We start from the raw sequence: 25,842 nt of genomic DNA on the forward strand, positions 1-25,842 counted from the left end.
GCCTGACGATCGGGTTGACTTCGTTGCGTCTTCGCTGAGCGTACGCGAAAGCAATGAAAGGCGTGCCGTGCGGCTCATCCGACCTGCGGGCCACCTTCTCCCCAGCGGGGAAAGGTGCCGGCAGGCGGATGAGGGGGCGGCTGGCGCTGATCGTCAATTTTCCTATCGCGTCAAATCGTCGACCTGCCGATCAGATCGCGGTGGCGATCTTCATGGCGAGCTGGCCGAGGGTGGCTTCGGCGGAGGGGCCGGCGAGAACGTAGGAGGTGCCGGCATTGTGCCAGGTGACCAGTCCAATCTCGTCCTTGATCGTTTCCTTGAAGTCGTCGGTCTCAGGCGGCTGCGCGTCCTTCCGGAAGCAGATGGAGATGATGTCGCCGTCGCTGTTGGAATAGACGAGCTGACCGACGGGGCGATTGTCGCCGAGAATGACGCGGGCACCCTGGAAGGTCCAGGATTCGGTGCTGAGATCCGGCACACGGAAAGGCACGCCGATGGCGGTCGTCAGCCAGCTGGAGATTTCTTCGGCCTGCGAGGCCGGCACTTCGACGAGGTGACGGGGCTGACGGATCAGCAGGCGTTGATAGGCGGTGACGTCGCCGAGCCAGTCGTTGGTATTGGCGGGCGCCGTAGCGGTCGTGGTGGCGATCTCGTCGGCATCCGGGGTGGTGCCGGCAAAATAGCCGATGCCGCAACCGACGACGAAGAGGATAAGAGCGGCTGCCAGCGCCTGTGGGCCGCTGGGAGCCAGTTTCACCTGGGGGCGCATGGCGCGCTGAGTGATCGGAGTCTTTGGCGGCTGCGTGCTCTTGATCGAGCGGACGAGGGCGAGCGGCACCGGCTCCTTCAAGACATCGTCCAGGCGGCGGCGGCCGAAATCGGCGCCATGGCGCAGCTTTTCATGCAGACGACGCGCATTCTCGTCGCTAGCCAGGCGCTGTTCCAGTTCATGCCGCTGTTCGGGAGAGACCTCGCCGTCGAGAAGGGCGGTGAGTTGGGCTTCGAGCGGCAATTTCCTAAGATCAAGCAATTCAGTACCTGTGGATGGGGTGGGTGCCGGCAAGTCCGGCGAAATGCAGCCTTGCGGTGGCCAGCTGGGAGACGACGCTTGCCGTCGAAATGCCCATGATGTCGGCCGCTTGCTGATAGCTGTGACCTTCGACATCGACGAGCAGGAAGATCGAGGAAACACCGGCCGGCATTTCGGCGATCATGCGATGGATAGCGTCGGGATCGACCGAGGCCGAGCGTTCACGCGCAGCCTCTCTGATATCGGTGACGTTGCCGCGTGCCGACGCCTTCGGCTTCCGCTTGCGGCTGTCCTCCGTCCACTGCTGGCGGGCAAGCGTGTAGATCCAGCTTTCCAGTCGGCCCTCGCCATTCCACTGATGCCCCCTGGCAATGGCGCGAAGACAAACGGCTTGGACAAGTTCGTCGGCCACACCAGCTTCGCCCGCGAGCGTGATCGCGAAGCGGCGAAGGTGGGGCAGAAGGCCGACGAGATCACGCCGGAGGTCGATGGTCGTTGCGGGCTGACGCATTGTCTATCCAAGAAGCATTCACAATGGTTTCGCGGACGAAAGCTTCGCCATCGGACGCGAAACCGGCTTTGTCGGCACCGGAGATGCAGATGCTTTATGAAGCAAATCCACTGCACTTCGCAAGCATTCGGTCATCTTATCCCCTTTCCCAAGGGGTTTTCCCAATCTAGCCCGCAAAGCTTGCGTCAATATGTCTTGTAACCGTGCAAGCTTTGCAGCAGAGCGCGGTAGGCCCAGGTGTCTTCGCCGCCGCGGTCGCGAATTTCGACGAGCTGGACGCGCGCGCCCTGGATGTCTCCTTGTTCCACCAGTGCCATGCCCATGTAGGAGCGGGCGAGAATATAATTCTCATCCGCCTGCAATGCCTTGCGGTAATAGGACATGCCGAGCTCCATGCGACCTGCCTTGCGGTTGGCATAGCCGAGATAGTTCAGAATGCGGGGGTCGTTCTGATTAAGGGCAAGATTGAGCACGGCGATGGCATTCTCATACTGGCCGGCATAGGCGAATTCGCGGGCGAACTTATAGAGATCGTCGTCGTTGAAGCTGTTCTTCTTCGGGGTGACGCATTCCTTCTTGGCCTTGTCCCAGACCTTGCCGCCGGTGCAGGTCTTGGTCGTCTGCGTCTTCGGCGGCGGATTGGTGTCGTCGTTGCTGTCGCCGACCGCGAAGGCGGCGCTCGCCATGCCGAAGACAAAGCCGGCGGCAAGTGTTGTTCTGCACAGGCGGTGGAAGGGTGAAGTCATTGGCGGCTCCGTTCTGAGGCGATGCAGTCGGTTGGATTGTACGCTTACCGGTAAAAATACCAAGAGGGTAGGCCGCCTCCATGACAAATGTTGCGACGGTGGCGAAGCGGCTTCCGAGATTGATTCAAGTGCCGCATAAACAGAGTCCGAAGTCAGCGCTAAGGCGCGAAAATATCGACGCTTTCCGGCATCATCGCATCGCCTGTCCTGTTCAGGCTGAAGCGCTCGCCGGTGAGCTCCCAGGCGCCCGGAGAGCCATCGATGGAAAAGAGGTTGTAGGCCGCCGGCGGCTTTATGCTGCCCGGCCCCTGCGAGGCCGACGCGATGCCGACGACAGGCACCGGCTGCACCTGTCCGCGCAGCCAATGCAGCGTATTCAGATGCGTGTGGCCGTGCAGCACGAGCTCGGCGCCGCCGGTTGAGATCACGGCCGCGAAGCGACGGATGCCAATCATGCGTTTGTGGAAGGCGGTGGCGCCGCGGATCGGCGGATGATGGATCATGACGACGCGGAAGAGACCGGCTTCGCCGGCCGCGCGCAGCATGTTCACCGTGTCGCGGGCCTGGCGGGCGCTGAAAAAGCCAGAGGCGGCGAAGGGGGGCGTGGCGACGGCCGTGGAGCAGCCGACGATCGCAACTTTGTCGCGGACACGCAGATAGGGAAAGATACGGCGGTCTTCCTGCCATTGCGGCGAGGCGAGATCGCCGCGGACATAATCGTACCAGGCGCGCATGGATTTCTCATAGGCACCCGGCACATAAGCGTCGTGATTGCCGGGAACGACCGAGGTTTCGGCGGGATCGCCGAGCGCGCGCAGCCAGGCGGCGGCGGCGCGGATCTCGATGCCGCTCGCCAGGTTGACGAGGTCGCCGGTGACGGCCAAATGATCGGCCTGATGGGCGCGGATGTCATCAAGCAGCAGATCCAGGGTGCTGGCGAAAAGGTGCTTGCGTCGATTTCGATGCCAGTTCACAAAGCCGGTTATGCGTTTGGAAAACAGCTCTTGAATGGAAAGACGGGGCAGTGGTCCGAGGTGGACGTCGGAAATATGCGCGAGCTTGAACATGCTACGAGACATAGACCAGCTTATTGACAAATCAAACACATCCGGCGCGATGAAGAGCCGAAACGGAACGATGGTGGATAAAGAGAAGCGGCCCCCTCACATCCGGCTGGCCCTGCGCCTCCTGCATGTCTATTTCTCCTTCGCCCGCGGCATGACGATGGGCGTCAGGGCCGCCTGCTTCGATGCGGACGGCCGGATCTTTCTCGTGCGCCACAGCTATATCGGCGGCTGGCATATGCCCGGCGGCGGGCTGGAGCGCAACGAGACGGCGGAAGAAGCGCTGGTCAAGGAACTGCGCGAGGAGGGCAACCTCAGAATCATCGGAAAACCGCAGCTGGTCCAAGTCTATTTCAATACCACGACCACGCGGCGCGACCATGTCGTATTCTATCGCGTAACCGTCGAGCAGACGGCACCGCGGCCGCCGGATTGGGAGATTTCCGACAGCGGGTTCTTTTCGCTCGACAGCCTGCCCGAGGGCACGACCGAGGCGACCTATCGCCGCCTCGCCGAGCTTCGGGGCGAGCAGGAGCCCGACCACCGCTGGTGAGAAGCTTCAGGCTGCATTCAGCAATTTAAAGTTCTACAGCGTCCTTTGCGCGTCTAAAAAGACGCGCGGCGTTGTAGCGCGGCCATGCGGGCTGTCGAGATCGAGCGCCGGGCCGACCGGGACAATGCCGGTCGGATTGATCGTCTTGTGACTGCGGTAGTAGTGCTGCTTGATGTGCTGCAGGTTTACCGTCTCGGCAACGCCTGTCGTCTGATAGAGGTCCCTGAGATAGCCCGGCAGATTGCGATAATCGGCGATGCGGCGGATGTTGCACTTGAAGTGGCCGACATAGACCGGGTCGAAACGCACCAGTGTGGTGAAGAGGCGCCAATCGGCCTCGGTCAATCTGTCGCCGAAAAGGTAGCGGCCCTTGCCCAGGCGTTGGTCGAGAATGTCGAGTGTTTCGAACAGTTTGCCGACATTTTCCTCGTAAGCTTCTTGCGTTGTGGCGAAGCCCGCCTTGTAGACGCCGTTGTTGACGGTGTCGTAGACTGTGGCGTTCAGCGTGTCGATCTCGGCACGCAGATCCTCCGGATAGAAATCGGCCTTTGAACCCGTCAACCCGTCGAAGGCGCTGTTGAACATGCGGATGATCTCGGCCGACTCGTTATTGACGATCGTGCCGGTCTGGTTGTCCCAGAGGACGGGAACGGTGACACGGCCGGAATAGTGCGGATCCGCCTTGACGTAGATCTGCCAGAGCGTCCCAGCGCCAAAGAGATGATCGCCGGTAGCGCCGTCACCGATCTTGAACTCCCAGCCATTCTCGAGCATCAGCGGATCCACGACAGAAACCGAAATCAAATCCTCCAGCTTCTTCAGCTTGCGGAAGATCAAGGTGCGATGCGCCCAAGGGCAGGCGAGGGAGACATAGAGATGATACCGCCCGGCCTCGGCCTCGAAGCCGCCGCTTCCGGAAGGCCCGGCGTCACCGTTTGCCGTCACCCAGTTGCGAAATTGCGAGGGCTGCCGTTTGAATTGGCCCTTGCTCTCCTTCGTGTCGTACCAGACGTCATGCCAGACGCCGTCCACAAGCATTCCCATGATCTTCATTCCCTTGATTGGCGTGTTGGAATTGACGTTAGCTGAGATAGTCGGGCTTTGCAGGCGGTAAAGACTGAACAGTGCGTCACGCCCTCCACGCGAGCAGGATCGGGTGTGCATTTTGCGTTGGACGGCGGAAATTTTTCCTGCTATCGGCCTTTTCACGATTTGAGGAACGCTTGCCTGATGTTCATTTCCAGAAACCCGCGACGACGCTGATGCTCCCGAACGCCGAAGGCGTGTTCGAGACCCATCAATCTGTCCAACCGGTTTCTGTCATCATGTACAAGCACGATCTCGTCTATCTCACCGAAGACGCGTCCCACGACGCCGCCATCGAACACATCAATGAAGAAGCCTTCGGTCCGGGCCGCTTCGCGCGGGCGGCCGCGCGTATCCGCGAGCAGGGGCCGCATGACCTGTCGCTCTCCTTCATCTGCGCTGACGACGGCGAGACGATCGCCTCCGTGCGCATGACGCCGGTGCTGGCCGGCACGGTGAAGGGACATCTTCTTGGCCCGCTTGCCGTTCGACCCTCGCACAAAAATATAGGTATCGGCCGGGAACTGGTGCGGATCGCAGTGGAAGCTGCGCGGCACAAGGGTTCGGAAGCCGTTATCCTCGTCGGCGATCCGCCCTATTACGGTTCGCTCGGCTTTGAGAAGGTGGCCTATAACGCACTTGCCTTTCCAGGTCCCGTCGATCCCGGCCGGGTGCTGGTCGTTCCGATCGCCGAAGGCGTGCACGAGCGGCTGAAAGGCATAATCGCCTGGCGCGGATGATCAGAGATTTTTCCGGAGGAAGCTGCGGGTGCGGCCTTCCGGGAAATCCTCAAGCTCGCCGAAGATTTCATAACCCTGGCGCAGATAGGCGCGGAGAGCCTGCGGGTTGAAGGTATCGATCCAGGCGCCACGACATCCTCGCGCCTTGGCCTCGTCTTCCGCTTTTGCGAGGATCTTGCCGGCTATGCCCGTTCCCCGCAGCGTATCTGGGATATAAAGCATTTGGGTGAAGAGCCAGCCCCAGGCGGTAAAGCCCGACAGGCCGCCGGTCACCGTCCCGTCAGTATCGCGGATGAGGACGGCCAGCGGCTGGCGGTCCGAAGGGCCGACATCGCTGTTATTGAAGGCCGAGAGCGCATCGGTGATTGCCGCGAGTTCCACAGCCGAAAGCGATGCCGTGAGCTCGAACTCCGGCATGCGACTATCGCCCTTCGCGCCACCACATGGCGCCGAAAGCGAGCAGGAGGATGCCGACGCCGGCGAAGCCGGCAAAGAGCGGCAGCGTGTTGATTCCCTTCAGGACCGTTTCGTTGGTCATGCGAATCATCATACGCTCGTTATCGGAGACGCGGACCTGACCGCGCACCGGCAGGATCGGCGGAACGCTGATCGCGCCCTTTTCGCTGGCGACACGGGTCACGAGACCTTTGCTCCTGTCGACGACAGGCTTCAGCACGTCGGTCGTCGAGATCATCGCCTTGAATTCCGGCGCATCGACGGCGCCGATATGCACAAGCGTCGATAACTTGCCGTTACGGATTTCGAAGAGGCCGACCTCGTTCATGCGTTTCTCGGCCTTGTAGAGCCCGGGTTCTGTCTGGGTGAGCGGCAGGGTTTCGGTCTTGCCGGAGGGATAACGCACGGTGGCGTTACCAGGATTGTCGCCGATCGTCTGGCGCGTGACTTCAAGCGTTCGGCCGGAGGCGCGCGCCGTCAACGCTTCTTCCTCGAGCGCTGGTTCCTTCATCAGCCAATGAGCGATGCGGCGATACAGCGAGACATTTGGACCGCCGCCTTCGAAGCCGCGCGCCCAAAGCCAGCCCTGATCGGAGAGCAGCATGGCGACGCGGCCCTGGCCGGCGCGGTTCAGCACCAGCAGCGGATGGTTGTCGGCGCCAACCATGATCGTTTCGCCCTGCGGTCGTTCGACATCGACGCTGCGGAACCAGCGGCCCCAATGCGGCGGGTCCTCGCCGGAGCCGTCCAAGCCGCGCGTGACCGGATGCTTGCGCCCTTCCTCCGAGAGGCGAGGATAGAAGGCCTTTTCGATCATCCGGCCCGTCGGCTCTGCCGGCAGCACGGAGGCGAGCGGCGTCATCGCGATCGACTCTGGGCTCGCATGTTCCGGACCAGCGGCGATCAGCAGCGCGCCGCCGTTCTCCACGTACTGGGCGATGTTGTCATAGTAAAGCATCGGCAGCACGTTGGCGCGGTCCTGATAGCGGTCGAAGATGATCAGGTCGAAATCCTTGATCTTATCGATGAAGAGCTCACGCGTCGGGAAGGCGATCAGCGACAGCTCGTTGATCGGCGTGCCGTCCTGCTTTTCCGGCGGACGCAGAATGGTGAAGTGAACGAGATCGACCGAGGCGTCGGATTTCAGGAGGTTGCGCCAAGCGCGCTCGCCGGCATGCGGCTCGCCGGAGACGAGCAGGACGCGCAGATTCTGGCGAATGCCGTCAATGACGTGGACGGCGCGGTTGTTGGCGGTGGTGACTTCGCCGGGAAGCGCGGCGACGGAGAATTCGAGCACGTTGCTGCCGCCAGCCGGCACCTTGAAGGAGAAGGGCGTATCCTGACCGGGCGTTGCCTGCAAGCTAGCGATCTCGTCGCCGTTCAGCTTCACCGTGACGTCGGCCGTGCCGCCGGGGCTTGGACCATCGTCGAAGACGCGCAGGACGACCTGCTGCTCCTCGTTGACGATGCCGAAGCGCGGTCCCTTGATGACTTCGATCCGACGGTCGAATTCCTTGGGCTTGCCGGTGACGAGACCATGGATCGGCGCATCGAAGCCGAGCGCCTGATTAGCGGCCGGGACATCATGGACTTCGCCGTCGGTCAGCATGATGGCGCCGCCGATGCGGGCGGCCGGGAGATCGGCGATGTTGGCTGCCAGCGCATCGAACAGGCGGGTGGACGGAACGTCGGAGTTGACGTCGCCTTCGACATCGACGAAGCGGGGTTCTATCTGGGGGAAGCGGGCAAGCTGCCCTTTCAATGCCGCAAGCGCGTCATCGGTCATCTTCGTGCGCTCGGGCGTCTGCTGGCTCTGGCTACGGTCGACGATGACGGGGACAATCGTCGATAGCTGATCTCGATCCTCCTGCAGCAGTACCGGATTGGCAAGGGCGGTCAGCAGGGCGAGGGCGGCCAGTGTCCTGATCCAGGCACCGCGAATGCCGCGCCAGATCGCAAAGGCGGCTATGAGAGCACTGACGACGGCCAGTGCGGCCAGAATCGGCCAGGGCAGGAAGGGTGAAAAATCGAAGGTCATCTCATTGCCCTAACCGTTCGAGGAGGTCGGGAACGTGAACCTGGTCGGTCTTGTAGTTGCCGGTCAGCATGTACATCATGATGTTGACGCCGGCCCGGTAGGCATATTCACGCTGTCCTTCATCCGAGGGCACAGTCGGCAGCATCGGCGTGCCGTTTTCGTCGACTGCCCAGGCGCCGGCGAAATCATTGCCGGTGATCAGGATCGGCGAAACCCCATCGGCCGTCGCCGCCGATTTTTCGGTCGTTTCGCGGCCACCTTGCCGGGCCTCGATCCAAAGCGGGCTGCCGGCATAGCGGCCGGGAAAGCTCGACAGGAGATAAAAGGATTTCGTCAGCACGTGATCTGAGGGTACCGGTTCGAGCGGCGGGATATCGAGATTGGCGAGGATTTCCTGCAGCCTCTGACCGTTGGAGCTGACATTGCCGCCATTGTCCAAAGCGCTTATCTGGTCGCGCGTATCGAAGAGCACGGTGCCGCCGTTGCGCATGTAGGCGTCGATGCGGCTGATCGCGGCCGATGACGGCATGGGCGCCGTTGCCGAAACCGGCCAATAGATGATCGGATAGAAGGTGAGTTCGTCCCTGGTGAGGTCAAGGCCGACGGGCGGCGCCGGCTCCAGCGTCGTGCGGAAGGTAAGGAACTGGGTCAAACCCTCAAGGCCGCGCTCGGATATATTGTCGACTTCCTGCTCGCCGGTGACGACATAGGCGAGATGCGTGTTGTCAAGCCTCTGCAGAATGAGGTCGTCATCGGGCCGGGAGTCGTTGGCTTGAAGTGCGCCGGGCTGCAGCAGGAAGCCTGCGCCGACTATGACTGCGATCACGCCCATGGTGCGAGCGGCCGGGCGCAATCGCGAGAAAGCGCCGTTCATGAAGAGGACGACCAGGCTGTCGGCGAGCAGCAGCAGAAAGGCGACCAGGAAAAGAGCCGGCTTTGCCGACCAGCTTTCGCCGCCGATCAAGCCTTCGCGCACGGCATTGGTTCCAGCGGTATCGAGCGGCTTCAGTTCGGCGTTCTCGGGCAGCACGTTCAATGAGGTGAAACCATCTTCCGAACCGTAGAGGCCGGGCGGATTGTCGAAATCCGCCGTCGGTTCGGCTCCGGCCCTGGGGATCAGAGGTCGCGCCGAGCCAGTCTCGGAGACGAGCACGCCCTTGGCCGTCAGCATGCGGTAGGGCGGAAGGGTCTCGGAGACACGCGCGCTGCTGCGCGCCTCGGACGTCACACCGCCTGAGCGCGATATCTGCAGGAGGTGACGCAGCATATCGACGAAAGTGCCCGAGATCGGCAGATCGGACCAGGTCGCTTCCGCGGTCACGTGGAAGAGGACGATCTGGCCGGATGCCAGCTGCTTCATCGTCACCAGCGGCGTGCCGTCGGCGAGGCTCGCCCAGGTGCGTTCGGCAAGGTCGGGTGTCGGCTCGGCGAGCACCTGCCGTTTGACGACTACATCGGCGGGACGCGGTATGCCCGCGAAGGGGCCGATGCTCGGAAATTCGGCCAGCGACTGCGGTTCGCTCCAGGACAAGGTGCCGCCCAGCGCCCGTTCTCCCTGGCGCAGGATTACGGGAATGAGCGGATCGTCGGCAGGTGCCGCCGCCATGCGCGGGCCGGCGAAACGCAGGAGCATGCCACCATTCGATATCCAGCGTGTCAGCGGTTCGTAAGTCTCCTCCGGCAGGCGGCCGATATCAGCCATGATGATGATGGAGGGGTTGCTGGCGAGAAGCTTCGGTATGGCAACGGCCAGATCGGAATCGGTGGGTTGGATAAGATCGGCATAGGGCTGCAGCGCCCGCTGGATATAGTAGAGCGGCGACAGCAGCGGCTGGAATTCATCGGCTCCGGTACCGGACAGCAGGACGACCCGGCGGCGCTTGAATGCATCATCGAGGAGGTGGACCGCGCCTGCCGTCGCGCCATTGTCGACGCTGATGCGGGCGAAATCGTTGCGCATCTCGAAGGGAGCGGTGATCGAACTCGTGGCGACGCTCTGGCCGGGACGGAAATCCACCCTGCCGTTGGCGATCGAGCGGCCCTGGGCATCGACGGCGTTCAGCGCCACGGAGGCGGGGCGCGAACTGTCGAGCCGCGTGACCTTGACGGTCATGGCGTCGGCCGCATTGCTGGCCGCGGTGACGGCAACCGTCTTCGTGGCATCGCCCTCGATCAGGCGCAGATCAGCGGGCTGGAGCTCGGCGAGCCTGCGCACCGTCGGATCATCGGTTTTGGCGGCGGCGCCGTCGGTCAGGAAAGCGAGGGTGCCGGGCTTGACGCCGTTGAGCGCCGCGCGCAGCGCCTGGAAGGCGCGCTCGCGATCGGGGACCAGCGGCCGCGGCTCGGCAGCCCGCAGCTTGTCGCGGGCACTCGCTGCCGTGCCGGGCACGGCATCGTTTGTGGGATCGGCGGTGAAGGCGATCGCTACCGGCGTGCCGGCGGATTCGGCATCGTCCACCAGCGCGTCGGCGGTCTGGACGCGCCGCTCCCAATCGGGCGATGCCGCCCAGCCGTTGTCGACGAAGAGGACGAGCGGGCCGCCCGATGCCAGAGAATTGGTGCGCGGATTGAAGACCGGATCGGCAATCGCAAGGATGATGATGGCGGCGAGCAGCATGCGCAGAAGCGTCAGCCACCAGGGGCTTTGCGCCGGCGTTTCCTCGCGTTTCAGCACCGACGCAAGGATCTTCAGCGGTGGAAAGACCTCCGTTTTCGGACGGGGCGGTGTCAGCCGCAACAGCCACCAGATGACCGGCAAGGCGATCAGGGCGCCGAGAATGGCGGGATAGGCGAAAGCGAAGGGAAGGGCGTTCATAGCAGCCCCCCATGCGTTGCCTTGGCCGGCATGCCGGACAGGTACATGTGGACCGCAACCAACGCCTCCGAGGCAAGATGATCGGTGCGGTGGGTCGTAAAGGTCCAGCCGAGATGGCGCAGCGACTGGCCGAGGCTCTCCCTGCGGGCGAGGTAGGCGTTACGATAGGTATCGCGGATGTGTTCGGCGCGGCCGGAGATGAGCTTGGCGCCGGTCTCCGGATCGATGAATTCGGTGCGGCCGCTATAGGGAAAGATCTCTTCGGCGGGATCTGCTATCTCGACCACATGGCCGTGCAGGCCGCGGCGGGCAAGCGGGCCGAGCCGCTCCATGATAACAGGAGCGTCGTCGAGGAAATCGCCGATGAGCACGAGGTCGCTCCAGCCGCGGATCATTCCCGTTTCCGGCAGTCCGCCGGTCAGCGGCGCGTGCATGAGCGCCGATGCCAGGCGTTCGGCGGCGTTGCGGGTAGAGACGGGTTCCATGATGCCGGGGCAGCCGATGCGCTCGCCGGAGCGGGCGAGGATTTCCGCAAGCGCCAGCATCACGACCAGCGCCCGGCTTTCCTTGGAGACGCTACCGTAGCTCGACTTGTACATCATCGAGGGCGACATGTCGCTCCAGAGCCAGATCGTGTGCGCCGCCTCCCATTCGCGCTCACGCACATAGGTGTGGTCGTCGCGGGCTGAGCGGCGCCAATCGATGCGCGACAGGCTCTCGCCCTCGGCATAGGGTCGGAACTGCCAGAAATTCTCGCCGATGCCGCGCTTGCGGCGGCCGTGCCAGCCGGCAATCACCGTATTGGCGATGCGCTTGGCCTCCACCAGGCAGTCCGGCATCAGCGAGGCCCGCTGCCTGGCGCGGGAAAGGGCATCGCTGCCTGACGTCGGGTTGACGGTCTGTCCGATAGATGCCACGCGTCCGGCTTCCTTATCCCTTTGCCTGCCTGACCAGTCCGGCGATGACGTCGCGCACCGACATGCCTTCGGCGCGGGCGGCGAAAGTCAGCGCCATGCGGTGCTGAAGAATCGGTTCGGCAAGCGCGAAGATATCATCGAGGGACGGGGCGAGGCGGCCCTCGTAGAGTGCGCGGGCGCGCGCGCAGAGCATCATCGCCTGGCCGGCGCGCGGGCCCGGACCCCAGGCGACGTTCTTGTCGGTCGAGGCATTCCCCTGGCCGGGGCGGGCGGATCGCACCAGCGAAAGGATGGCGTCGACGACCGTCTCGCTCACCGGCATCTGACGCACCAGCGTCTGGATTTCGATCAGCCGCTGCGCATCGATGATGGCTTCCGGCCGGGTTTCGCCAAGGCCTGTGGTCTCGAGCAGGATCTGTCGCTCGGCGGCGAGCTCGGGATAGTTGACGTCGACCTGCAGCAGGAAGCGATCGAGCTGGGCCTCGGGCAGGGGATAGGTGCCTTCCTGCTCCAGCGGATTCTGGGTGGCGAGCACGTGGAAGGGAGCCGGCAGGTCATAGCGCTGGCCGGCGATGGTGATGTGATATTCCTGCATCGCCTGCAGAAGTGCCGACTGTGTGCGCGGAGAGGCGCGGTTGATTTCGTCGGCCATCAGGAGCTGGGCGAAGACCGGGCCTTTGATGAAACGGAAGGAACGGCGGCCGCTGTCGTCCTGATCCATCACCTCGGAGCCGAGAATATCCGAAGGCATCAGGTCGGGTGTGAACTGGATGCGGTTGGCAGCAAGGCCCAGCACCTCGCCGAGCGTCGTCACCAGCCTGGTCTTGGCAAGGCCGGGGACGCCGACGAGCAGGGCATGACCGCCTGACAGCACAGCAAGAATGGTGTTCTCGACGACGCTTTCCTGACCGAAGATCACTTTCGAGACTTCCCCGCGGATGGCGGCGATATCGGAGAGCGCCCTTTCGGCGGCGGCGACGATCGCCTTTTCATCGAGGCTGGCTTCGGTCTTCATCATACCCACGGGCATCTCCAACGGCTGAAATCATTCGGCAGCGAATCGGCGGACTTATACATCTGCCTCATACTCGATAGAGTTATGGAGATGCGACGGGCTGACAAGTTCGTTACGAATGACTATCTCGTGACTTCACTTCGTTAAGGACAAACCGGGACGGAAGAATGGCAGCCGAAGAAATCAGCGGACAGGCGGATGCGGCGGGGCTTGCCGCGCTCATCTCGCGCGCGTCTGCCGAAAACAGCGGTAAAAAACGCGGGCTACCACCGGTCGAGCGGTGGAATCCGCCTTTCTGCGGTGATATCGACATGGAGATCAGGGCCGACGGCACCTGGTTCTACATGGGTACGCCGATCGGCCGACCGGCGCTGGTGCGGCTGTTTTCGACGGTCCTGCGCAAAGACGAGGACGAAAAGACTTATCTCGTAACTCCTGTGGAAAAGGTCGGGATCAGGGTCATCGACGCGCCGTTCATCGCTGTGGAGATGAGCGTGACTGTGCGCGAGGGCCGCCAGGTGCTCACATTCCGCACCAATGTCGGTGATGTCGTCGAGGCGGGAGGAGAGCATCGGCTGCGCTTTGCAATTGCGGGCGGCAATGCCGAATTGAAACCCTATCTGCATGTGCGCGGGCGGCTGGAGGCGCTGGTGTCACGCGCGGTGATGTATGAACTGGTCGCGCTCGGCGAGACGCTCGAGGTGGAGGGGCAGGCGATGTTTGCCGTTCGCTCCGCCGGAGGGGTCTTCCCCGTCATGCCGGCCGATGAACTGGATGCGCTTAGCCGATGAACGATGCGATCACCCAACGTTATCCGCTGTTCTCAGCAGCCGAATTCCGCCGCCGCGCGCTCAACCAGAACGGCGGGCCGGTGGATCATGCCTGGCGCGATCACGGCGACCATGTCCTCAATCCTGATATCGTGGAGGAGGTGGCGACCTTCAAGCTGCGCGACGCCGCGGTGCTCGTGCCTGTCGTCGACGATGGCCAGGAAGCGCGTGTGATTTTCACCAAGCGCACGACGACGCTGCGAAAACATTCCGGCCAGATCGCCTTTCCCGGCGGCTCGATCGATCCGGCCGATATCTCGCCCGAAATGGCGGCGATCCGCGAGACGGAGGAGGAGATCGGCCTGGCCGGTTCCTTCGTCGAGACGGTCGGCAGGCTGCCGAACTATCTCGCCTCGACCGGTTTCCGCATTACTCCCGTACTCGGCGTCGTCGAGCGGGGTTTCGCGTTGAGGCTCAATCCGGCCGAGGTGGACGACGTGTTCGAGGTGCCGCTTTCCTTCCTGATGAATCCGGCCAATCACCGCCGCGACAGGCGCGTCATCGACGGCATCGACCGGCATTTCTACCGCATGCCCTATGAAACTAGGATGATCTGGGGCATCACCGCCGGCATCGTCCGCACGCTCTACGAAAGGCTTTATGCATGACCGGCATTGCCGACCAAGCATGGTTCCGCGACCCGGCTCTCGGCCGGGTCCTTGCGCTTACCAATGCCGATGCGGGGGAAGGGCGAGTGGTCGGCGGCGCGGTGCGCAACAGCCTGATGGGCCTGCCGGTCAGTGATATCGACATCGCCACCACGCTGAGGCCTGAGATCGTCATGGAGCGGGCGGTGGCGGCCGGCATCAAGGCGGTGCCGACAGGACTGCAGCACGGCACGGTGACGCTCGTCATCGATGGCAAGCCTTTCGAGGTGACGACGCTGCGTACCGACGTGGAAACCGATGGGCGCCACGCCAAGGTCGCTTTCAGCACCGACTGGAAGGCCGATGCCGAACGGCGAGATCTGACAATCAACGCGCTCTATGCCGATGCCGAGGGCGAAGTGGTTGATCTCGTCGGCGGACTTGCCGATATCGAAACGCGCAACATCCGCTTCATCGGCGATGCGGCAAGGCGTATTGCCGAGGACCATCTGCGCATTCTGCGCTTCTTCCGTTTTTTTGCCTATTACGGCTCCGGGCGGCCCGATGCGGAGGGCTTGAAGGCCTGTGCGGCGGCGCGGTCGAAACTCAAGACGCTGTCGGCCGAACGCGTCTGGTCGGAGCTCAGAAAACTGCTCGGTGCTGCCGATCCCGGCCGGGCACTTCTCTGGATGCGGCAGGTGGCGGTGTTGACGGAAATTCTGCCGGAATCGGAACGTTGGGGGATCGATGCCATCCCTTCGCTTGTCGCCACCGAGAAGGCGCTCGGCTGGACGCCTGATCCGCTGCTGCGCCTTATGGCCATCGTGCCGCCCGATGCGGCGCGGTTGGAGGCGCTTGCGGCCCGGCTGAAACTCTCCAATGCGGAAGCGGCCACTCTCAAGGCCTGGGCGATGGCGGCGCCGATCAACGATGAAATCTCGCCGGCTGCTTTCGAACGGCTGCTTTACCGTAACGGCCTCGACGGCATCGTGACCCGACTGAAGCTTGCCCTTGCCGTTGCACGCGGCAAGGCTGAGGGCGATCTTGGCGAAATGGCGCGTTCGGCGCGGCTCGGCAAGCTCATGGATCAGGCCGCGAACTGGAAGAAGCCGCAGTTTCCTCTGAATGGCGGCGACGTGCTTGCGGCGGGCGTCGCATCCGGCCCTCGCGTCGGCGAACTGCTTGCGGTGCTGGAAAATCAGTGGGTGGAGGAAAATTTCATCTCGGATCGGACGGCGCTGCTCGCCCGGCTGCAGGAACGCGCGCAATAGTCGACATCGCGTCGCATCGGATGGATGCGGGCGCGGCTTCGATCGTTGTTGCCAGCACTCGGTGACCGGCCGTCAGGCGGCGGTGGCTTCGTCGCGGATGCGTGCCTTGATGTTATCAACCATGTTTTCGCGTATGATCGTTTCACCGTGAGCAGTCTTCAGGTGCTCGACTGCGCGGCGAACCACCTCTGCGTCATTATCCGCCCGGGTGTGCCAGGCACAGCCGGGAACGAGCGTGCCGCATTCGAAAAGTCGCATGGTTTTCTCCTCTGTCTGGGACGCAACGGCCATCGCGCTTTCACGCGATTGATGAAATGTACGTGCGAAGAGAAGGTTCCGGTCGGCAGGAGGTGGCGACCGGACAAGGCGGTTCAGTCGGGCATTGCCCAAGCTTTATAGGTTTCCGAGAGATGGCCGGGCGTGTTGCTGTTGGCTGCGTCATTCTGCAGATCCTCCGGCGACTTTCCGCCGGCCAGCTGCAGCTTGACCTGCTCGATGAAGCAGCACAGCGGCAGATCGGAGCCACTCTTGGCCCGCAGTTTCTCGGCAATGCGGATCAGGAACTCGGGTGTGTCGATGGCACGGAATGTTTCCTGGGCATCCGTGGACGCAGGCGAGCCGCTTTTTGTCGTCATGACAATCCTCCTCCGATTGTTACGCACGTACATATAAAGTTAGGACTCACTGAATTTTTATGAAGGTCCCTCAGCTCGAATTATCGATGAGATTTTACAGTCTCACGGCCAGCGCACGACAGGCGGCAACGACGAGAGAATGGATTCCACGTTGCCGCCGGTCTTCAGGCCGAAGATCGTGCCGCGATCATACAGCAGATTGAATTCGACGTAACGGCCTCGGCGGATCAACTGTTCGTCACGATCGGCTTCCGTCCATGGCTTGTTGAAGTTGGAGCGAACGATCTTCGGATAGACCATGGCGAAAGCCCTGCCGACATCGCGCGTGAAGGCGAAATCGGCGTCCCAGCCGCCGGCTTCCTCGCTCGAATGCAGCCAGTCATAGAAGATGCCGCCGATGCCGCGGGGCTCGTTGCGGTGCTTCAGGAAGAAGTAGTCGTCGCACCAGGCCTTGTAGGCGCCGTAATCGGCGACGGCGTGATTGCGGCAGGCGATCTCCATGGCCTTGTGGAAGAGCTGGCTGTCCTCGTCCTCCTGGGTGCGGCGGCGCGACAGCACCGGCGTCAGATCGGCGCCACCCCCGAACCAGCGGCTTGTCGTGACCACCATGCGCGTGTTCATATGGACAGCCGGAACGTTGGGGTTGACGGGATGGGCGATCAGCGAGATGCCCGAGGCCCAGAAGCGCGGGTCGTCCTTGGCGCCCGGTATCTGCGCCCGGAACTCCGGAGAGAATTCGCCATGGACCGTTGATGTATGGACACCGACCTTTTCAAAGACGCGGCCTTCCATCATCGACATGCGGCCACCGCCGCCGGCGCCTTCTTCACGCGACCACTCCTTGGCGACGAAGCGGCCTGGCTCATGATCGGAGAGGGGGCCTTGCAACTCGTCTTCGAGAGCTTCGAAGGAGGCGCAGATCGTATCGCGCAGCCCTTCGAACCAGTTGCGGGCGGCCGTCTTCTTCTCTTCGATATTCTCAGGCAAGCCGATTGGCAGTTCCGGTCTTTCCATGTCACGCCTCCGCGGCCGGCATCCGTTGAGGATGCGACTCGCTCATTCCTTGTTACCCGCCACATCTAGCAGGCGACGCCGCCCCTCGCCAAGCTGCGGCCAAGGCATCGAGATTCGACTCGCAAAACAAGGGTTTCGATACTATCTTTTCGACAGAGGTAGGGTTGATGGCAAAAATTCCAGGACCTCCGTCCTTCGACGGTCTGAAACGCAGAATGGCGAGACACCGGGCGGAAAATCCTGCCCGTAAGAAAGACCATTTCGTGCGTGAGACATATTGCCTCGGCCTCCTCGACGCCCGCGCCAAGGCGCGCGAATGGTTCGACGAATATCCGAAAGCCGCCTATTGGACCGAGGTGGAAAGCTGGCGTCAGCTCGACGGTGACCAAATCGAATTCACCATGCGCCGCCTGCCTTCGGCCGACTGACCGTCACTCCGCGACGGCGCGCACGCGGCTTTCGATCAGAAGGCCGCTTTCATCCAGGATCGGATGCGCCACCGAGACGATGTGTGCGTTGATCCTCTTCAGGTCACGCAGCATATCGAGATGCAGCGAGCTTGTCTGCAGACTGTCGGCGCGTCCGTCACGCAGGCGCTCCAGATGGTGTTCGGCCGACTGTTTCTCCATGCGCCGGACCTCCACCTTCGTCTCCATCATCTGACGCGCAAGATTGAAATCGCGAGTGACGAAGATCGTCTGGGCGACACGGAGATTGTCGATCGTCAGGTCGAACAGCTTACGCAATTCCTGATGACCGTCGTCGGAAAACCTCAGCCCGAGCGAGATCTTCTTCGATACCTGCTCCAGCAAGCCTTTCTCGATGATATCGCCCATATGTTCGAGATTGATGGCATAATCGATGACGACGATCGAGCGGCGGGCGTTTTCGTCGCTGAGCCCCTCGCGGCCGAGCTTCGAGAGATAAACCTTCACCGCCTGCTGCAGCTTGTCGACGCGCTCTTCGAGGGTCGCGATCTCGGAAAGCTTGGAAGAGTCATTGCCTTCGAAGGCCTCGGAGACCCGGATCAGCATGCGCTCGATGAGATCGCCGATGCCGAGCACTTCGCGGGTAGCGCTGGTTAGAGCAATGACGGGCGTCGAAAGCTCATGGGCGTCCAGATATTTGGGCGCGGTGTCCGGCTCGGCCTGATCCGGAACCAGACGGGTCATCAGCGTGGCGAGCGGTCGGGAGAAGGGCCAGGCGAGGGCGGCGAGCAGAACGTTGAAGAGCAGATGCGCGTCGACGGGCAGCTTTGACGGTCCGAAGGGCAGCATCTGGATGAATTCCGCGCCGTAGCCGGCGAGCGGTAAGGCGATGATGCAGCCGAGCGTACGGACAGCAAGGTTGCCGAACGTGACGCGTCGCGCCGAAACCGGCCCGGACATCGTCGCGACGACAGGGGGTATTGCGCCGCCGAGATTGGCGCCGAGCACGAGCACGATCACGAGTTCGGCTGAGATCAAGCCGGCCGAGGCGAGCGACAGGATGAGCACCACAACCGCCAGGCTGGACGATGAGACGAAGGCGAGCGCTGCCGAGAAGAGGAGCGCCACGGGCAAAGCGCCATCCAGCAGGCTGATGAAAGCGGCGAGAGCGGGTGAGGCGCGCATCGGCTCCGTCGCAAGGCTCAGGAGATTCAGCGACAACAGCATCAGGCCGATGCCGATCAGCGCTGCGCCGGCGCCCTGGCGGGTGCTGGAGCGGCCGCGGTAAAGCACGATGCCGGAGAGGATCAGGAGTGGGGAGAGCCATTCGATTCCAGTCGCGACGATCCAGGCGGTAATGGCGGTGCCGACATTGGCGCCGAGGAGGATGATCTGCGCCATGCGCGGTCTTATCAGATCACGTTCGACGAAAGAGGCGGTCATCAGCGCCGTTGCCGTGGAGCTCTGCAGCGCGATGGTCGCCACCAGCCCGGACAGGAACGATCGAAGGCCGCCGCGCGTACCGGTCGCCAGACCGGTTCTCAGCCGGGCGCCGAAGGCCCTGGATACGCCGTCCTTCACCTGCGCGAGACCGAATAGCAGCAGCGCCACGGCTCCGAACAGGTTGATCATGATGATCATGGAATCCATTCTTTTATCTATTCTGCTTTCGTCGGTTTGGAGGGGTATTGACCTGAGGACTCATCTTCCCAAGCTATTGAAATAGTGCAAATCCCTCGATGTTTTTGATTGCCCGGCTAATAAATATACCCGGCTTTGAAGGATTGACAATGTCGATTTCCGACACTTCAGCAATATATCAGGCAATCTTTCCCAAGCCGGCGATGATCAAGTCCAGCCGGTCTGCCGCATCGCCTCGCCGACGATCATGGCTGCCGAAATTGCGACATTGATCGAGCGCTGGCCCTCGACCATCGGGATGAGGATACGGGCGTCGGCTCTTTCGTGCACGTGATCCGGCACGCCGGCGCTTTCGCGTCCGAAAAGCAGCACATCGTCCGGCCGGAAGGCGAAGTTGGTATAGCGATCGGCAGCCTTGGTCGAGGCGAGGATCAGGCGACGGCCGGTCGTGGCGCGCCACGCCTCGAAGCGATCCCAGCTGACATGGCGGGTCAGAGCGGCGGCGGCGATATAATCCATGCCCGATCGTTTCAGGTTACGGTCGGAGACGTCGAAGCCGGCGGGCTCGATCAGATCGACGGCGAAGCCGAGGCAGGCGGCAAGGCGCAGGATCGTGCCGGTATTGCCGGGGATGTCCGGCTGGTAGAGTGCCAGTCTGAGGTTCGTCATTCAGGCGCCGCCCCTTCGTTTCGACGCAGGAGGCCTAATACAACTGTGATTTTGGCGCAACAGGGCGCAGTTTGGCCAAGAAACGTTCTAATCGCGCCAGTTCAGGGCTGGAAATTTCGCAGTTTTCGCGTTATGCATGCACGTCTTCGAACGCCAGCAAGGGAGGGCCTCATGAATATTTTGCTCATTATGCGCTTTCCCGCCGTGATGCCGATCAAGGCGACATGGCGCCGCTAGAGCGGGCTTCTTTCTAAAACTTCCCTTTTGATCCATTGCGCGGCTGATTCAGCCTCGCCCCTTGAATGTCCGGTTCCCATATGTGCTTGCATGGCGCCGAGATGGCGCGAAGCCAGGAGCCGGAACGTGATGTTTCGGAGCAATTTCATGTTTGGCTGGTTCGAACAGCGACTCAATCCCTTTCCGAGCGAGGAGCCCGTTGCGCCCCCGAAAGGTCTCTTTGCCTTCTGCTGGCATTATAGCAAGCCGGCAGCACCCTGGCTCGGCCTGATGGCCGTGCTGACGTCGCTGATCGCCGTCGGCGAAGTGGCGCTCTTCCAGTTCCTCGGCGACATCGTCGACTGGCTGACCAATGCCGATCGCGCCACTTTCCTGCAGACTGAAGGCCACAAGCTGTTCTGGATGGCGGCGCTGGTGCTTGTGGGCCTGCCGCTGGCGGCTGGGCTCGATTCCCTCATCATGCATCAGATGCTGCTCGGCAATTATCCGATGATGGCGCGCTGGCAGATGCACCGCTTCCTGCTGCGCCACAGCATGACGTTCTTCGCCAACGAATTTGCCGGGCGCGTCGCGACCAAGGTGATGCAGACCTCGCTTGCCGTGCGCGAAACGGTCATGAAGATCCTCGACGTCTTCGTCTATGTCGTCAGCTATTTCCTGACGATGATCATCGTGATTGCGGCGGCCGACTGGCGGCTGATGATCCCGATCCTCGTCTGGCTCTCCGTCTATGTCAGCATCGTCTCTTATTTCGTGCCGCGGCTTCGCAAGATTGCGGCGACGCAGGCGGATGCGCGCTCGATGATGACGGGGCGCGTGGTCGACAGCTATACGAATATCGCCACCGTCAAGCTTTTCTCGCATGCGGGCCGTGAGGAGGTCTATGCGAGGGAGGGCATGGACGAGTTCCTGCAAACCGTGCACAAGCAGATGCGCAAAGTGACGCTCTTCCACATCAGCGTCTATCTCAACAACTGCGTCGCGCTCTTCGTCGTCTCGGGCTTGTCGATCTGGTTTTGGTTGAACGGGGCGATCTCGGTCGGCGCGATCGCCATCGCCATCGGTCTTGCCATGCGCGTCAACGGCATGTCGCAATGGATCATGTGGGAAGTCTCGGCGCTGTTCGAGAACATCGGCACGGTCTATGACGGCATGGAAATGATGAGCAAGCAGCATGACATCGTCGACAAGCCGAATGCGCCTGACATGACGGCGAAGAAGGGGGCGATCCATTACGATCGCATCCGCTTCCACTACGGCAAGGGCAAAGACGTCATCGACAATCTGTCGCTCTACATCAAGGCCGGCGAGAAGGTGGGTCTGGTTGGTCGTTCCGGCGCCGGCAAGACGACGCTGATGAACCTGCTGCTGCGCTTCTATGACCTGGAGGCCGGCCGCATTACCATCGACGGGCAGGATATATCAGGCGTCTCGCAGGAAAGCCTGCGCTCGCTGATCGGCGTGGTGACGCAGGACACGTCGCTGCTGCACCGCTCGATCCGCGACAACATCGCCTATGGCCGGCCGGAGGCGAGCGACGCCGAAGTGATCGAAGCCGCCAAACGCGCCAACGCCTGGGAGTTCATCGAAGGGCTAGTCGACATGCAGGGCCGCCAGGGGCTCGACGCACAGGTGGGCGAACGCGGCGTCAAGCTGTCCGGTGGTCAGCGGCAGCGGATCGCCATCGCCCGCGTCTTTCTGAAGGACGCGCCGATCCTGGTGCTCGACGAGGCGACCTCGGCACTCGATTCCGAAGTCGAGGCGGCGATCCAGGAAAATCTGTTCGCCCTGATGGAAGGCAAGACGGTGATCGCGATCGCCCACCGGCTTTCGACGCTGACGGAGATGGACCGGCTGATCGTGCTCGACAAGGGCCGGATCATCGAGGCCGGCTCGCACGGCGAACTGATCGAAAATGGCGGCATCTATGCCGACCTCTGGAACCGCCAGTCCGGCGGCTTCCTCTCCGATCACGCCGAGGAGGCGGAAGAGGCCGCGGAATAAAAATCGACCCTCCCGGCGTGAGCGGGGAGGGCATTTTCATGATTGCGATGATTTGACCGGCTGCGGTCGGGCCGGCGTGCTTTCAAAGACTGTCGGCCCAGTCGATCACGCGGTCATGTTCGACGACAACGATGGTGTTGGCGGCTGCGATCGTGCGCAGTGCCACGATGCGGCGGCGTTCCTCGCTGTCGAGCCAGGCGGCGATAGCCTTGATGACGATCTCATCGCGCGGCAGCGCCAGGTCGAGAGCCAGGGCATCCAACCTTTCTGCAAGCGGAAGCGGAATATGCGCATCGAGCATTTTCGTTTCCATGACCTTCTCTCCGGTGAAGCGCGATCCTATCGTCAGATTGCGACGGCTTCGGGGGCAATCAATGGCGATGCCGCCGATGTTATCGTTTATTACCAAAATATTAGGTTGCGTCCGCTTTCCATTCCCTTTGCCGCCACCCTCAATCCGCCTATATCGCTTCCATGTTCCTGCGACCCGTCTTCCGCCTGTTCGAAACATGGATCGATCCATTCCGTCCGCGCGACAACTTGCAGCCGCCGCGTGCGACGCTCGGTTTCATCTGGTTCTACATCGGCCAGGCGAAGACGCCGTTCATCGCCATGCTCATTCTCGGCGGCACGTCGGCAGCAATCGAGGCGGCACTCTTCTGGTTCGTCGGACGCCTCGTCGATATTCTCGCCAGCATTAAGCCCGGCGTCGGCTGGAGCGGTCTTCTCGCGGCTCATGGCGGCGAGCTGTTCGGCATGCTCGCTCTCATCGGGCTCGTGCGCTTCGTCGTCGCCTTCATGATTGCTCTCGTCGATCAGCAGGTGATCACGCCGGGCTTCTACAATCTAGCACGTTGGCAATCTTATCTCCACGTCTCAAGGCAATCATTGTCGTTCTTTCAGAGCGATTTCTCCGGGCGTATCGTCACCAAGGTCTGGTCTGCCGGCCAGGCAACCGGCGATCTCGTCACCTCGCTGATGGAAAGCGTCTGGTTTGTCGGAATTTATGCGGTAACGACGCTGGTGCTCGTCGCCCGACTGGACTTTACACTCGCCGCCGTCGTGCTGTTCTGGCTCGGCGCCTTCAGCCTGCTTGCCCGCCACTTCGTCCCGCGGATCCGCCATCATTCCCGCGAAACGGCGGAGGCCGGATCGATGCTGAACGGCCGGATGGTCGACTCCTACAGCAATATGCAGACGCTGAAGCTGTTCGCACGCGATGAAGAGAGCGATCGCTACATGCGCCAAGGTTTCGATATCTATCAGGACACGGTGCTGCGCTTCACGCGGTTCATCACCGGTGTGAGGGCCTCCATGGCGCTGCTCTCCGGCCTGATGATCGTGACTATGGCGGGCTTGAGCGTCGATCTCTGGCTGCGCGGCTTGATCAGTTCCGGCGCGGTGGCATTTTCGCTGGCGCTGGTGCTCCGGCTGAATTTCCTGCTCGGCAGGCTGATGACGCAGTTCAACGGCATCATGCGCAATCTCGGCACCATCCAGAATTCTGCGGAACTGATTTCCCAGCCGCTCGGGCTCGTCGATCGGCCCGATGCGACGAGCCTGACGATCCGCCATCCCGGCATTCGCTTCGATAATGTCTCCTTCCGCTATGGCAAGGGTCAGCAGCCCGTCGTCGAGAATTTCTCCCTGACCATCCGTCCGGGCGAGAAGGTCGGAATCGTCGGGCGTTCGGGCGCCGGCAAATCAACGCTGATGAACCTGCTGCTGCGTCTCTACGACATCCGGGAAGGCCGCATCCTGGTTGACGGTCAGGATATATCGACGGTGACCCAGGAATCGCTCAGGATGCAGATCGGCGTCGTCAGCCAGGATACGTCGCTGCTGCATCGTTCCGTGCGCGACAATATACTCTTCGGACGGCCGGATGCCGGCGAGGAGCGGCTGGTCGAGGCGGCCCGACGCGCCGAGGCCATCGACTTCATTGCCCGCCTGCAGGATCAGCAGGGCCGCAGAGGTTTCGATGCGCATGTCGGCGAACGCGGCGTCAAACTGTCGGGCGGGCAGCGGCAGCGCATCGCCATCGCGCGAGTCATGCTGAAGGACGCGCCGATCCTGGTTCTCGACGAAGCGACGTCGGCGCTCGATTCGGAAGTGGAGGAAGCGATCCAGTCCAATCTCCATCGGATCATGGAGGGTAAGACAGTGCTCGCGATCGCCCATCGGCTGTCGACGATCGCCGCGCTCGACCGGCTGATCGTCGTCGATCTCGGCCGGATCATCGAGGAGGGTAGCCACGACGAGCTGCTTCGCCGCGGCGGGCTCTATGCCGAGCTTTGGGCTCGCCAATCCGGCGGCTTCCTCGCGGCCGACGAGGATGCAGACTCAAGGATCGAGGACGAATTCCGCCACGAGGCCAAAATGGTTTGATCCGAAACTGTTCTCGATGCGGCGGACCGATTTCAGCCGCAGGGGCGCTTTGCTGAAGACGTGATCGATCGAAATGCCGAAGGGGCCGGCGGCGATCGGCCATGTCGCAGGCTCCAGCGATGCTGTGCCCAAGCCCTGGCTGCGCATGAGATACTGCACATCCGGCGCCAGAATCGACGTATTGAAATCACCGGCAAGCACGAGTGGTCCCGGCAGCGAAGGGATAATCTCGGCGAGATCTTCGACTTCCAGGCCGTGGAATTCGTCATAATAAGGTTTGGTCAGGTGCGCGGCGAGGAAGTTGACCTTCTGGCCGTCAAAATCGATCGTCGAGATCGTCAGGCGGTTGCGCCACAGCAGGCCAAGGCTGCGGATGCGAGGTTCGATCAGCGGGCGCTTCGACAGGACGAGCGTATCGCATTGCTCCATGCCGACGCCGCAGCCGACATAATAGGGGTAGGTCTTCAGCAGTCGCGGTAATTCGGACAGAACCGGTTCGGCTTCGAGGATGTTGACGACGTCGGCCCCCGAGCCGATCGCCATGTCGGCGATATCAGCGCCGTTTGCGAAATTGTCGTTCTCTATATTAAAGGACATCAGCTTGAAGAGAGCAGGGCGGCTCTCGTCTACCGCAGGCTCGACGAATTCACGCGTCATCACGATGCCGTGGACGACGAGAACCATCGATGCGCCGAGTGTCAGCAGCGCGTACCAATGCCGCTTGAAGAGGAGGGCTATGCCGGAGGCCACTGCTGCGGCCGCCGCCAGATGGATCTGGAAGCTGTAAAAAAGAGAAAGCAGATAGAAATCTTTGACATAGCGCAGCGAGATAATGGCGATGACGAGAGTTGTGAGAACGCTCATTACGCAAAAGATCGTGTCTCTCATCCGCTCGGGTCCGGCTGGCTGGCATCGTTGCGGTTGCGCCTAACACGGCGGCTTTTTTGTTGCAATGCAACATAGGGGCAAGCGGGGGTTTGCCGTAAAAAATTCATCTGAAATTTCCCGCGACATTGTGCCCTCATCCCCTTGTCAAGGCTGGACATAATTTGCGATCAAGCTTAGAACGCGCCGGATTGCTGGGGAATCTATGGCCGAAATGTGTCCAGATCGATTCGCCAGCAGAGGGGGCGGGGCGGAATTCCGCGATAATTGCGCAGAGGATGG

At 62.0% G+C, this 25,842-nt stretch carries 25 protein-coding genes; 8 read left to right on the forward strand and 17 right to left on the reverse strand.

Annotated features, from left to right (window positions below):
* Positions 1–190: 190 nt before the first annotated feature.
* From QWJ46_RS02240 to QWJ46_RS02255, 4 genes are all read right to left on the reverse strand, one after another.
* Entirely contained in the window at positions 191–1,030 is an 840-nt protein-coding gene (locus QWJ46_RS02240) for an anti-sigma factor (protein ID WP_184454100.1), read from the reverse strand.
* 1 nt (position 1,031) lies between these two features.
* A complete protein-coding gene (locus QWJ46_RS02245) occupies positions 1,032–1,541 on the reverse strand; it encodes an RNA polymerase sigma factor (protein WP_302748828.1) in 510 nt (169 codons plus the stop codon).
* 185 nt (positions 1,542–1,726) lie between these two features.
* Positions 1,727–2,287, reverse strand: coding sequence for a hypothetical protein (locus tag QWJ46_RS02250; protein WP_184454104.1), 561 nt, complete (start codon positions 2,285–2,287; stop codon positions 1,727–1,729).
* A 158-nt stretch (positions 2,288–2,445) separates the two neighbouring features.
* A complete protein-coding gene (locus QWJ46_RS02255) occupies positions 2,446–3,354 on the reverse strand; it encodes a metallophosphoesterase (protein ID WP_302748905.1) in 909 nt (302 codons plus the stop codon).
* 70 nt (positions 3,355–3,424) lie between these two features.
* Between QWJ46_RS02255 and QWJ46_RS02260 the strand changes: the two genes are divergently transcribed.
* Positions 3,425–3,904 carry an NUDIX domain-containing protein gene (locus QWJ46_RS02260; protein ID WP_184454106.1) on the forward strand — a complete coding sequence of 160 codons (480 nt, stop codon included), beginning with the start codon at positions 3,425–3,427 and terminating at the stop codon, positions 3,902–3,904.
* A 33-nt stretch (positions 3,905–3,937) separates the two neighbouring features.
* Here QWJ46_RS02260 and QWJ46_RS02265 read toward each other — a convergent pair whose 3' ends face one another.
* Positions 3,938–4,948, reverse strand: a complete 1,011-nt coding sequence (locus tag QWJ46_RS02265) for a glutathione S-transferase family protein (protein ID WP_302748829.1) — start codon at positions 4,946–4,948, stop codon at positions 3,938–3,940.
* A 179-nt stretch (positions 4,949–5,127) separates the two neighbouring features.
* On the opposite strand from QWJ46_RS02265, the gene QWJ46_RS02270 reads away from it, so the two are divergent.
* On the forward strand, positions 5,128–5,730 hold the full coding sequence (locus tag QWJ46_RS02270) for a GNAT family N-acetyltransferase (protein ID WP_302748830.1): 603 nt from the start codon (positions 5,128–5,130) through the stop codon (positions 5,728–5,730).
* Here QWJ46_RS02270 and QWJ46_RS02275 read toward each other — a convergent pair whose 3' ends face one another.
* The 5 genes from QWJ46_RS02275 to QWJ46_RS02295 are packed head-to-tail and all read right to left on the reverse strand — an operon-like array spanning position 5,731 to position 12,980.
* Entirely contained in the window at positions 5,731–6,147 is a 417-nt protein-coding gene (locus QWJ46_RS02275) for an N-acetyltransferase (protein WP_302748831.1), read from the reverse strand.
* A 4-nt stretch (positions 6,148–6,151) separates the two neighbouring features.
* Positions 6,152–8,224: a hypothetical protein gene (locus QWJ46_RS02280; RefSeq protein ID WP_302748832.1), complete on the reverse strand. Its 2,073-nt coding sequence runs from the start codon at positions 8,222–8,224 to the stop codon at positions 6,152–6,154.
* Position 8,225: 1 nt separating this feature from the next.
* Positions 8,226–11,039 carry a DUF4159 domain-containing protein gene (locus tag QWJ46_RS02285; RefSeq protein WP_302748833.1) on the reverse strand — a complete coding sequence of 938 codons (2,814 nt, stop codon included), beginning with the start codon at positions 11,037–11,039 and terminating at the stop codon, positions 8,226–8,228.
* Positions 11,036–11,956: a DUF58 domain-containing protein gene (locus QWJ46_RS02290; protein WP_302748834.1), complete on the reverse strand. Its 921-nt coding sequence runs from the start codon at positions 11,954–11,956 to the stop codon at positions 11,036–11,038. Before QWJ46_RS02290 ends, QWJ46_RS02285 begins: the two co-directional genes overlap by 4 nt.
* Before the next feature lie 13 nt (positions 11,957–11,969).
* A complete protein-coding gene (locus QWJ46_RS02295; protein WP_184454117.1) occupies positions 11,970–12,980 on the reverse strand; it encodes a MoxR family ATPase in 1,011 nt (336 codons plus the stop codon).
* 158 nt (positions 12,981–13,138) lie between these two features.
* Between QWJ46_RS02295 and QWJ46_RS02300 the strand changes: the two genes are divergently transcribed.
* Genes QWJ46_RS02300 through QWJ46_RS02310 form a run of 3 tightly spaced genes read left to right on the forward strand, consistent with a single transcriptional unit; the run spans position 13,139 to position 15,659 of the window.
* Entirely contained in the window at positions 13,139–13,762 is a 624-nt protein-coding gene (locus QWJ46_RS02300; RefSeq protein WP_184454119.1) for a DUF1285 domain-containing protein, read from the forward strand.
* Complete coding sequence (locus tag QWJ46_RS02305; protein ID WP_302748835.1) at positions 13,759–14,409, forward strand: CoA pyrophosphatase; 651 nt, start codon at positions 13,759–13,761, stop codon at positions 14,407–14,409. The genes QWJ46_RS02300 and QWJ46_RS02305 overlap by 4 nt, the downstream gene beginning before the upstream one ends.
* On the forward strand, positions 14,406–15,659 hold the full coding sequence (locus QWJ46_RS02310; protein ID WP_184454123.1) for a CCA tRNA nucleotidyltransferase: 1,254 nt from the start codon (positions 14,406–14,408) through the stop codon (positions 15,657–15,659). The genes QWJ46_RS02305 and QWJ46_RS02310 overlap by 4 nt, the downstream gene beginning before the upstream one ends.
* Positions 15,660–15,731: 72 nt before the next feature.
* On the opposite strand, the gene QWJ46_RS02315 is transcribed toward QWJ46_RS02310, so the two are convergent.
* The 3 genes from QWJ46_RS02315 to hemF all read right to left on the reverse strand — a co-directional run bounded on the left by QWJ46_RS02315 (position 15,732) and on the right by hemF (position 17,308).
* Positions 15,732–15,917 (reverse strand): DUF1059 domain-containing protein, encoded by a 186-nt coding sequence (locus QWJ46_RS02315; RefSeq protein WP_064806262.1) that lies wholly within the window; start codon positions 15,915–15,917, stop codon positions 15,732–15,734.
* Positions 15,918–16,030: 113 nt separating this feature from the next.
* Positions 16,031–16,294 (reverse strand): hypothetical protein, encoded by a 264-nt coding sequence (locus QWJ46_RS02320; RefSeq protein WP_184454125.1) that lies wholly within the window; start codon positions 16,292–16,294, stop codon positions 16,031–16,033.
* 102 nt (positions 16,295–16,396) lie between these two features.
* The gene (gene hemF, locus QWJ46_RS02325) at positions 16,397–17,308 is read right to left on the reverse strand and encodes an oxygen-dependent coproporphyrinogen oxidase (protein ID WP_184454127.1); all 912 of its coding nucleotides are present in this window, start codon (positions 17,306–17,308) and stop codon (positions 16,397–16,399) included.
* Between the two features lie 167 nt (positions 17,309–17,475).
* On the opposite strand from hemF, the gene QWJ46_RS02330 reads away from it, so the two are divergent.
* On the forward strand, positions 17,476–17,736 hold the full coding sequence (locus QWJ46_RS02330) for a hypothetical protein (protein WP_064804101.1): 261 nt from the start codon (positions 17,476–17,478) through the stop codon (positions 17,734–17,736).
* Between the two features lie 3 nt (positions 17,737–17,739).
* Here QWJ46_RS02330 and QWJ46_RS02335 read toward each other — a convergent pair whose 3' ends face one another.
* A complete protein-coding gene (locus QWJ46_RS02335) occupies positions 17,740–19,386 on the reverse strand; it encodes a Na/Pi cotransporter family protein (RefSeq protein ID WP_302748836.1) in 1,647 nt (548 codons plus the stop codon).
* Positions 19,387–19,584: 198 nt separating this feature from the next.
* Positions 19,585–20,046 carry a tRNA (cytidine(34)-2'-O)-methyltransferase gene (locus tag QWJ46_RS02340; protein WP_184454132.1) on the reverse strand — a complete coding sequence of 154 codons (462 nt, stop codon included), beginning with the start codon at positions 20,044–20,046 and terminating at the stop codon, positions 19,585–19,587.
* A gap of 384 nt (positions 20,047–20,430) precedes the next feature.
* Between QWJ46_RS02340 and QWJ46_RS02345 the strand changes: the two genes are divergently transcribed.
* Complete coding sequence (locus QWJ46_RS02345; RefSeq protein WP_302748837.1) at positions 20,431–22,287, forward strand: ABC transporter ATP-binding protein; 1,857 nt, start codon at positions 20,431–20,433, stop codon at positions 22,285–22,287.
* An 82-nt stretch (positions 22,288–22,369) separates the two neighbouring features.
* Here the strand turns inward: QWJ46_RS02345 and QWJ46_RS02350 are convergent, their stop codons facing one another.
* On the reverse strand, positions 22,370–22,600 hold the full coding sequence (locus QWJ46_RS02350) for a CopG family transcriptional regulator (protein WP_184454136.1): 231 nt from the start codon (positions 22,598–22,600) through the stop codon (positions 22,370–22,372).
* A 161-nt stretch (positions 22,601–22,761) separates the two neighbouring features.
* Here QWJ46_RS02350 and QWJ46_RS02355 point away from each other — a divergent pair, with 161 nt between their 5' ends.
* Positions 22,762–24,675, forward strand: a complete 1,914-nt coding sequence (locus tag QWJ46_RS02355; protein WP_302748838.1) for an ABC transporter ATP-binding protein — start codon at positions 22,762–22,764, stop codon at positions 24,673–24,675.
* Here QWJ46_RS02355 and QWJ46_RS02360 read toward each other — a convergent pair.
* Complete coding sequence (locus tag QWJ46_RS02360; protein WP_184454140.1) at positions 24,631–25,563, reverse strand: endonuclease/exonuclease/phosphatase family protein; 933 nt, start codon at positions 25,561–25,563, stop codon at positions 24,631–24,633. The two genes, QWJ46_RS02355 and QWJ46_RS02360, sit on opposite strands and share 45 nt — an antisense overlap.
* Between the last annotated feature and the right edge of the window lie 279 nt (positions 25,564–25,842).

It is taken from the genome of Rhizobium sp. CBN3, assembly GCF_030518245.1.
GTDB classification, from domain to species: Bacteria; Pseudomonadota; Alphaproteobacteria; order Rhizobiales; family Rhizobiaceae; genus Rhizobium; species Rhizobium aethiopicum_A.

Bases quoted from the DNA above. Each gene is read 5' to 3' on its own strand.
- QWJ46_RS02245 (WP_302748828.1), bottom strand. From the start codon at position 1,541: ATGCGTCAGCCCGCAACGACCATCGACCTCCGGCGTGATCTCGTCGGC.
- QWJ46_RS02250 (WP_184454104.1), bottom strand. From the start codon at position 2,287: ATGACTTCACCCTTCCACCGCCTGTGCAGAACAACACTTGCCGCCGGC.
- QWJ46_RS02255 (WP_302748905.1), bottom strand. From the start codon at position 3,354: ATGTTCAAGCTCGCGCATATTTCCGACGTCCACCTCGGACCACTGCCC.
- QWJ46_RS02260 (WP_184454106.1), top strand. From the start codon at position 3,425: ATGGTGGATAAAGAGAAGCGGCCCCCTCACATCCGGCTGGCCCTGCGC.
- QWJ46_RS02265 (WP_302748829.1), bottom strand. From the start codon at position 4,948: ATGGGAATGCTTGTGGACGGCGTCTGGCATGACGTCTGGTACGACACG.
- QWJ46_RS02275 (WP_302748831.1), bottom strand. From the start codon at position 6,147: ATGCCGGAGTTCGAGCTCACGGCATCGCTTTCGGCTGTGGAACTCGCG.
- QWJ46_RS02280 (WP_302748832.1), bottom strand. From the start codon at position 8,224: ATGACCTTCGATTTTTCACCCTTCCTGCCCTGGCCGATTCTGGCCGCA.
- QWJ46_RS02285 (WP_302748833.1), bottom strand. From the start codon at position 11,039: ATGAACGCCCTTCCCTTCGCTTTCGCCTATCCCGCCATTCTCGGCGCC.
- QWJ46_RS02300 (WP_184454119.1), top strand. From the start codon at position 13,139: ATGGCAGCCGAAGAAATCAGCGGACAGGCGGATGCGGCGGGGCTTGCC.
- QWJ46_RS02305 (WP_302748835.1), top strand. From the start codon at position 13,759: ATGAACGATGCGATCACCCAACGTTATCCGCTGTTCTCAGCAGCCGAA.
- QWJ46_RS02310 (WP_184454123.1), top strand. From the start codon at position 14,406: ATGACCGGCATTGCCGACCAAGCATGGTTCCGCGACCCGGCTCTCGGC.
- QWJ46_RS02315 (WP_064806262.1), bottom strand. From the start codon at position 15,917: ATGCGACTTTTCGAATGCGGCACGCTCGTTCCCGGCTGTGCCTGGCAC.
- QWJ46_RS02320 (WP_184454125.1), bottom strand. From the start codon at position 16,294: ATGACGACAAAAAGCGGCTCGCCTGCGTCCACGGATGCCCAGGAAACA.
- hemF (WP_184454127.1), bottom strand. From the start codon at position 17,308: ATGGAAAGACCGGAACTGCCAATCGGCTTGCCTGAGAATATCGAAGAG.
- QWJ46_RS02330 (WP_064804101.1), top strand. From the start codon at position 17,476: ATGGCAAAAATTCCAGGACCTCCGTCCTTCGACGGTCTGAAACGCAGA.
- QWJ46_RS02335 (WP_302748836.1), bottom strand. From the start codon at position 19,386: ATGGATTCCATGATCATCATGATCAACCTGTTCGGAGCCGTGGCGCTG.
- QWJ46_RS02340 (WP_184454132.1), bottom strand. From the start codon at position 20,046: ATGACGAACCTCAGACTGGCACTCTACCAGCCGGACATCCCCGGCAAT.
- QWJ46_RS02345 (WP_302748837.1), top strand. From the start codon at position 20,431: ATGTTTGGCTGGTTCGAACAGCGACTCAATCCCTTTCCGAGCGAGGAG.
- QWJ46_RS02350 (WP_184454136.1), bottom strand. From the start codon at position 22,600: ATGGAAACGAAAATGCTCGATGCGCATATTCCGCTTCCGCTTGCAGAA.
- QWJ46_RS02355 (WP_302748838.1), top strand. From the start codon at position 22,762: ATGTTCCTGCGACCCGTCTTCCGCCTGTTCGAAACATGGATCGATCCA.
- QWJ46_RS02360 (WP_184454140.1), bottom strand. From the start codon at position 25,563: ATGAGAGACACGATCTTTTGCGTAATGAGCGTTCTCACAACTCTCGTC.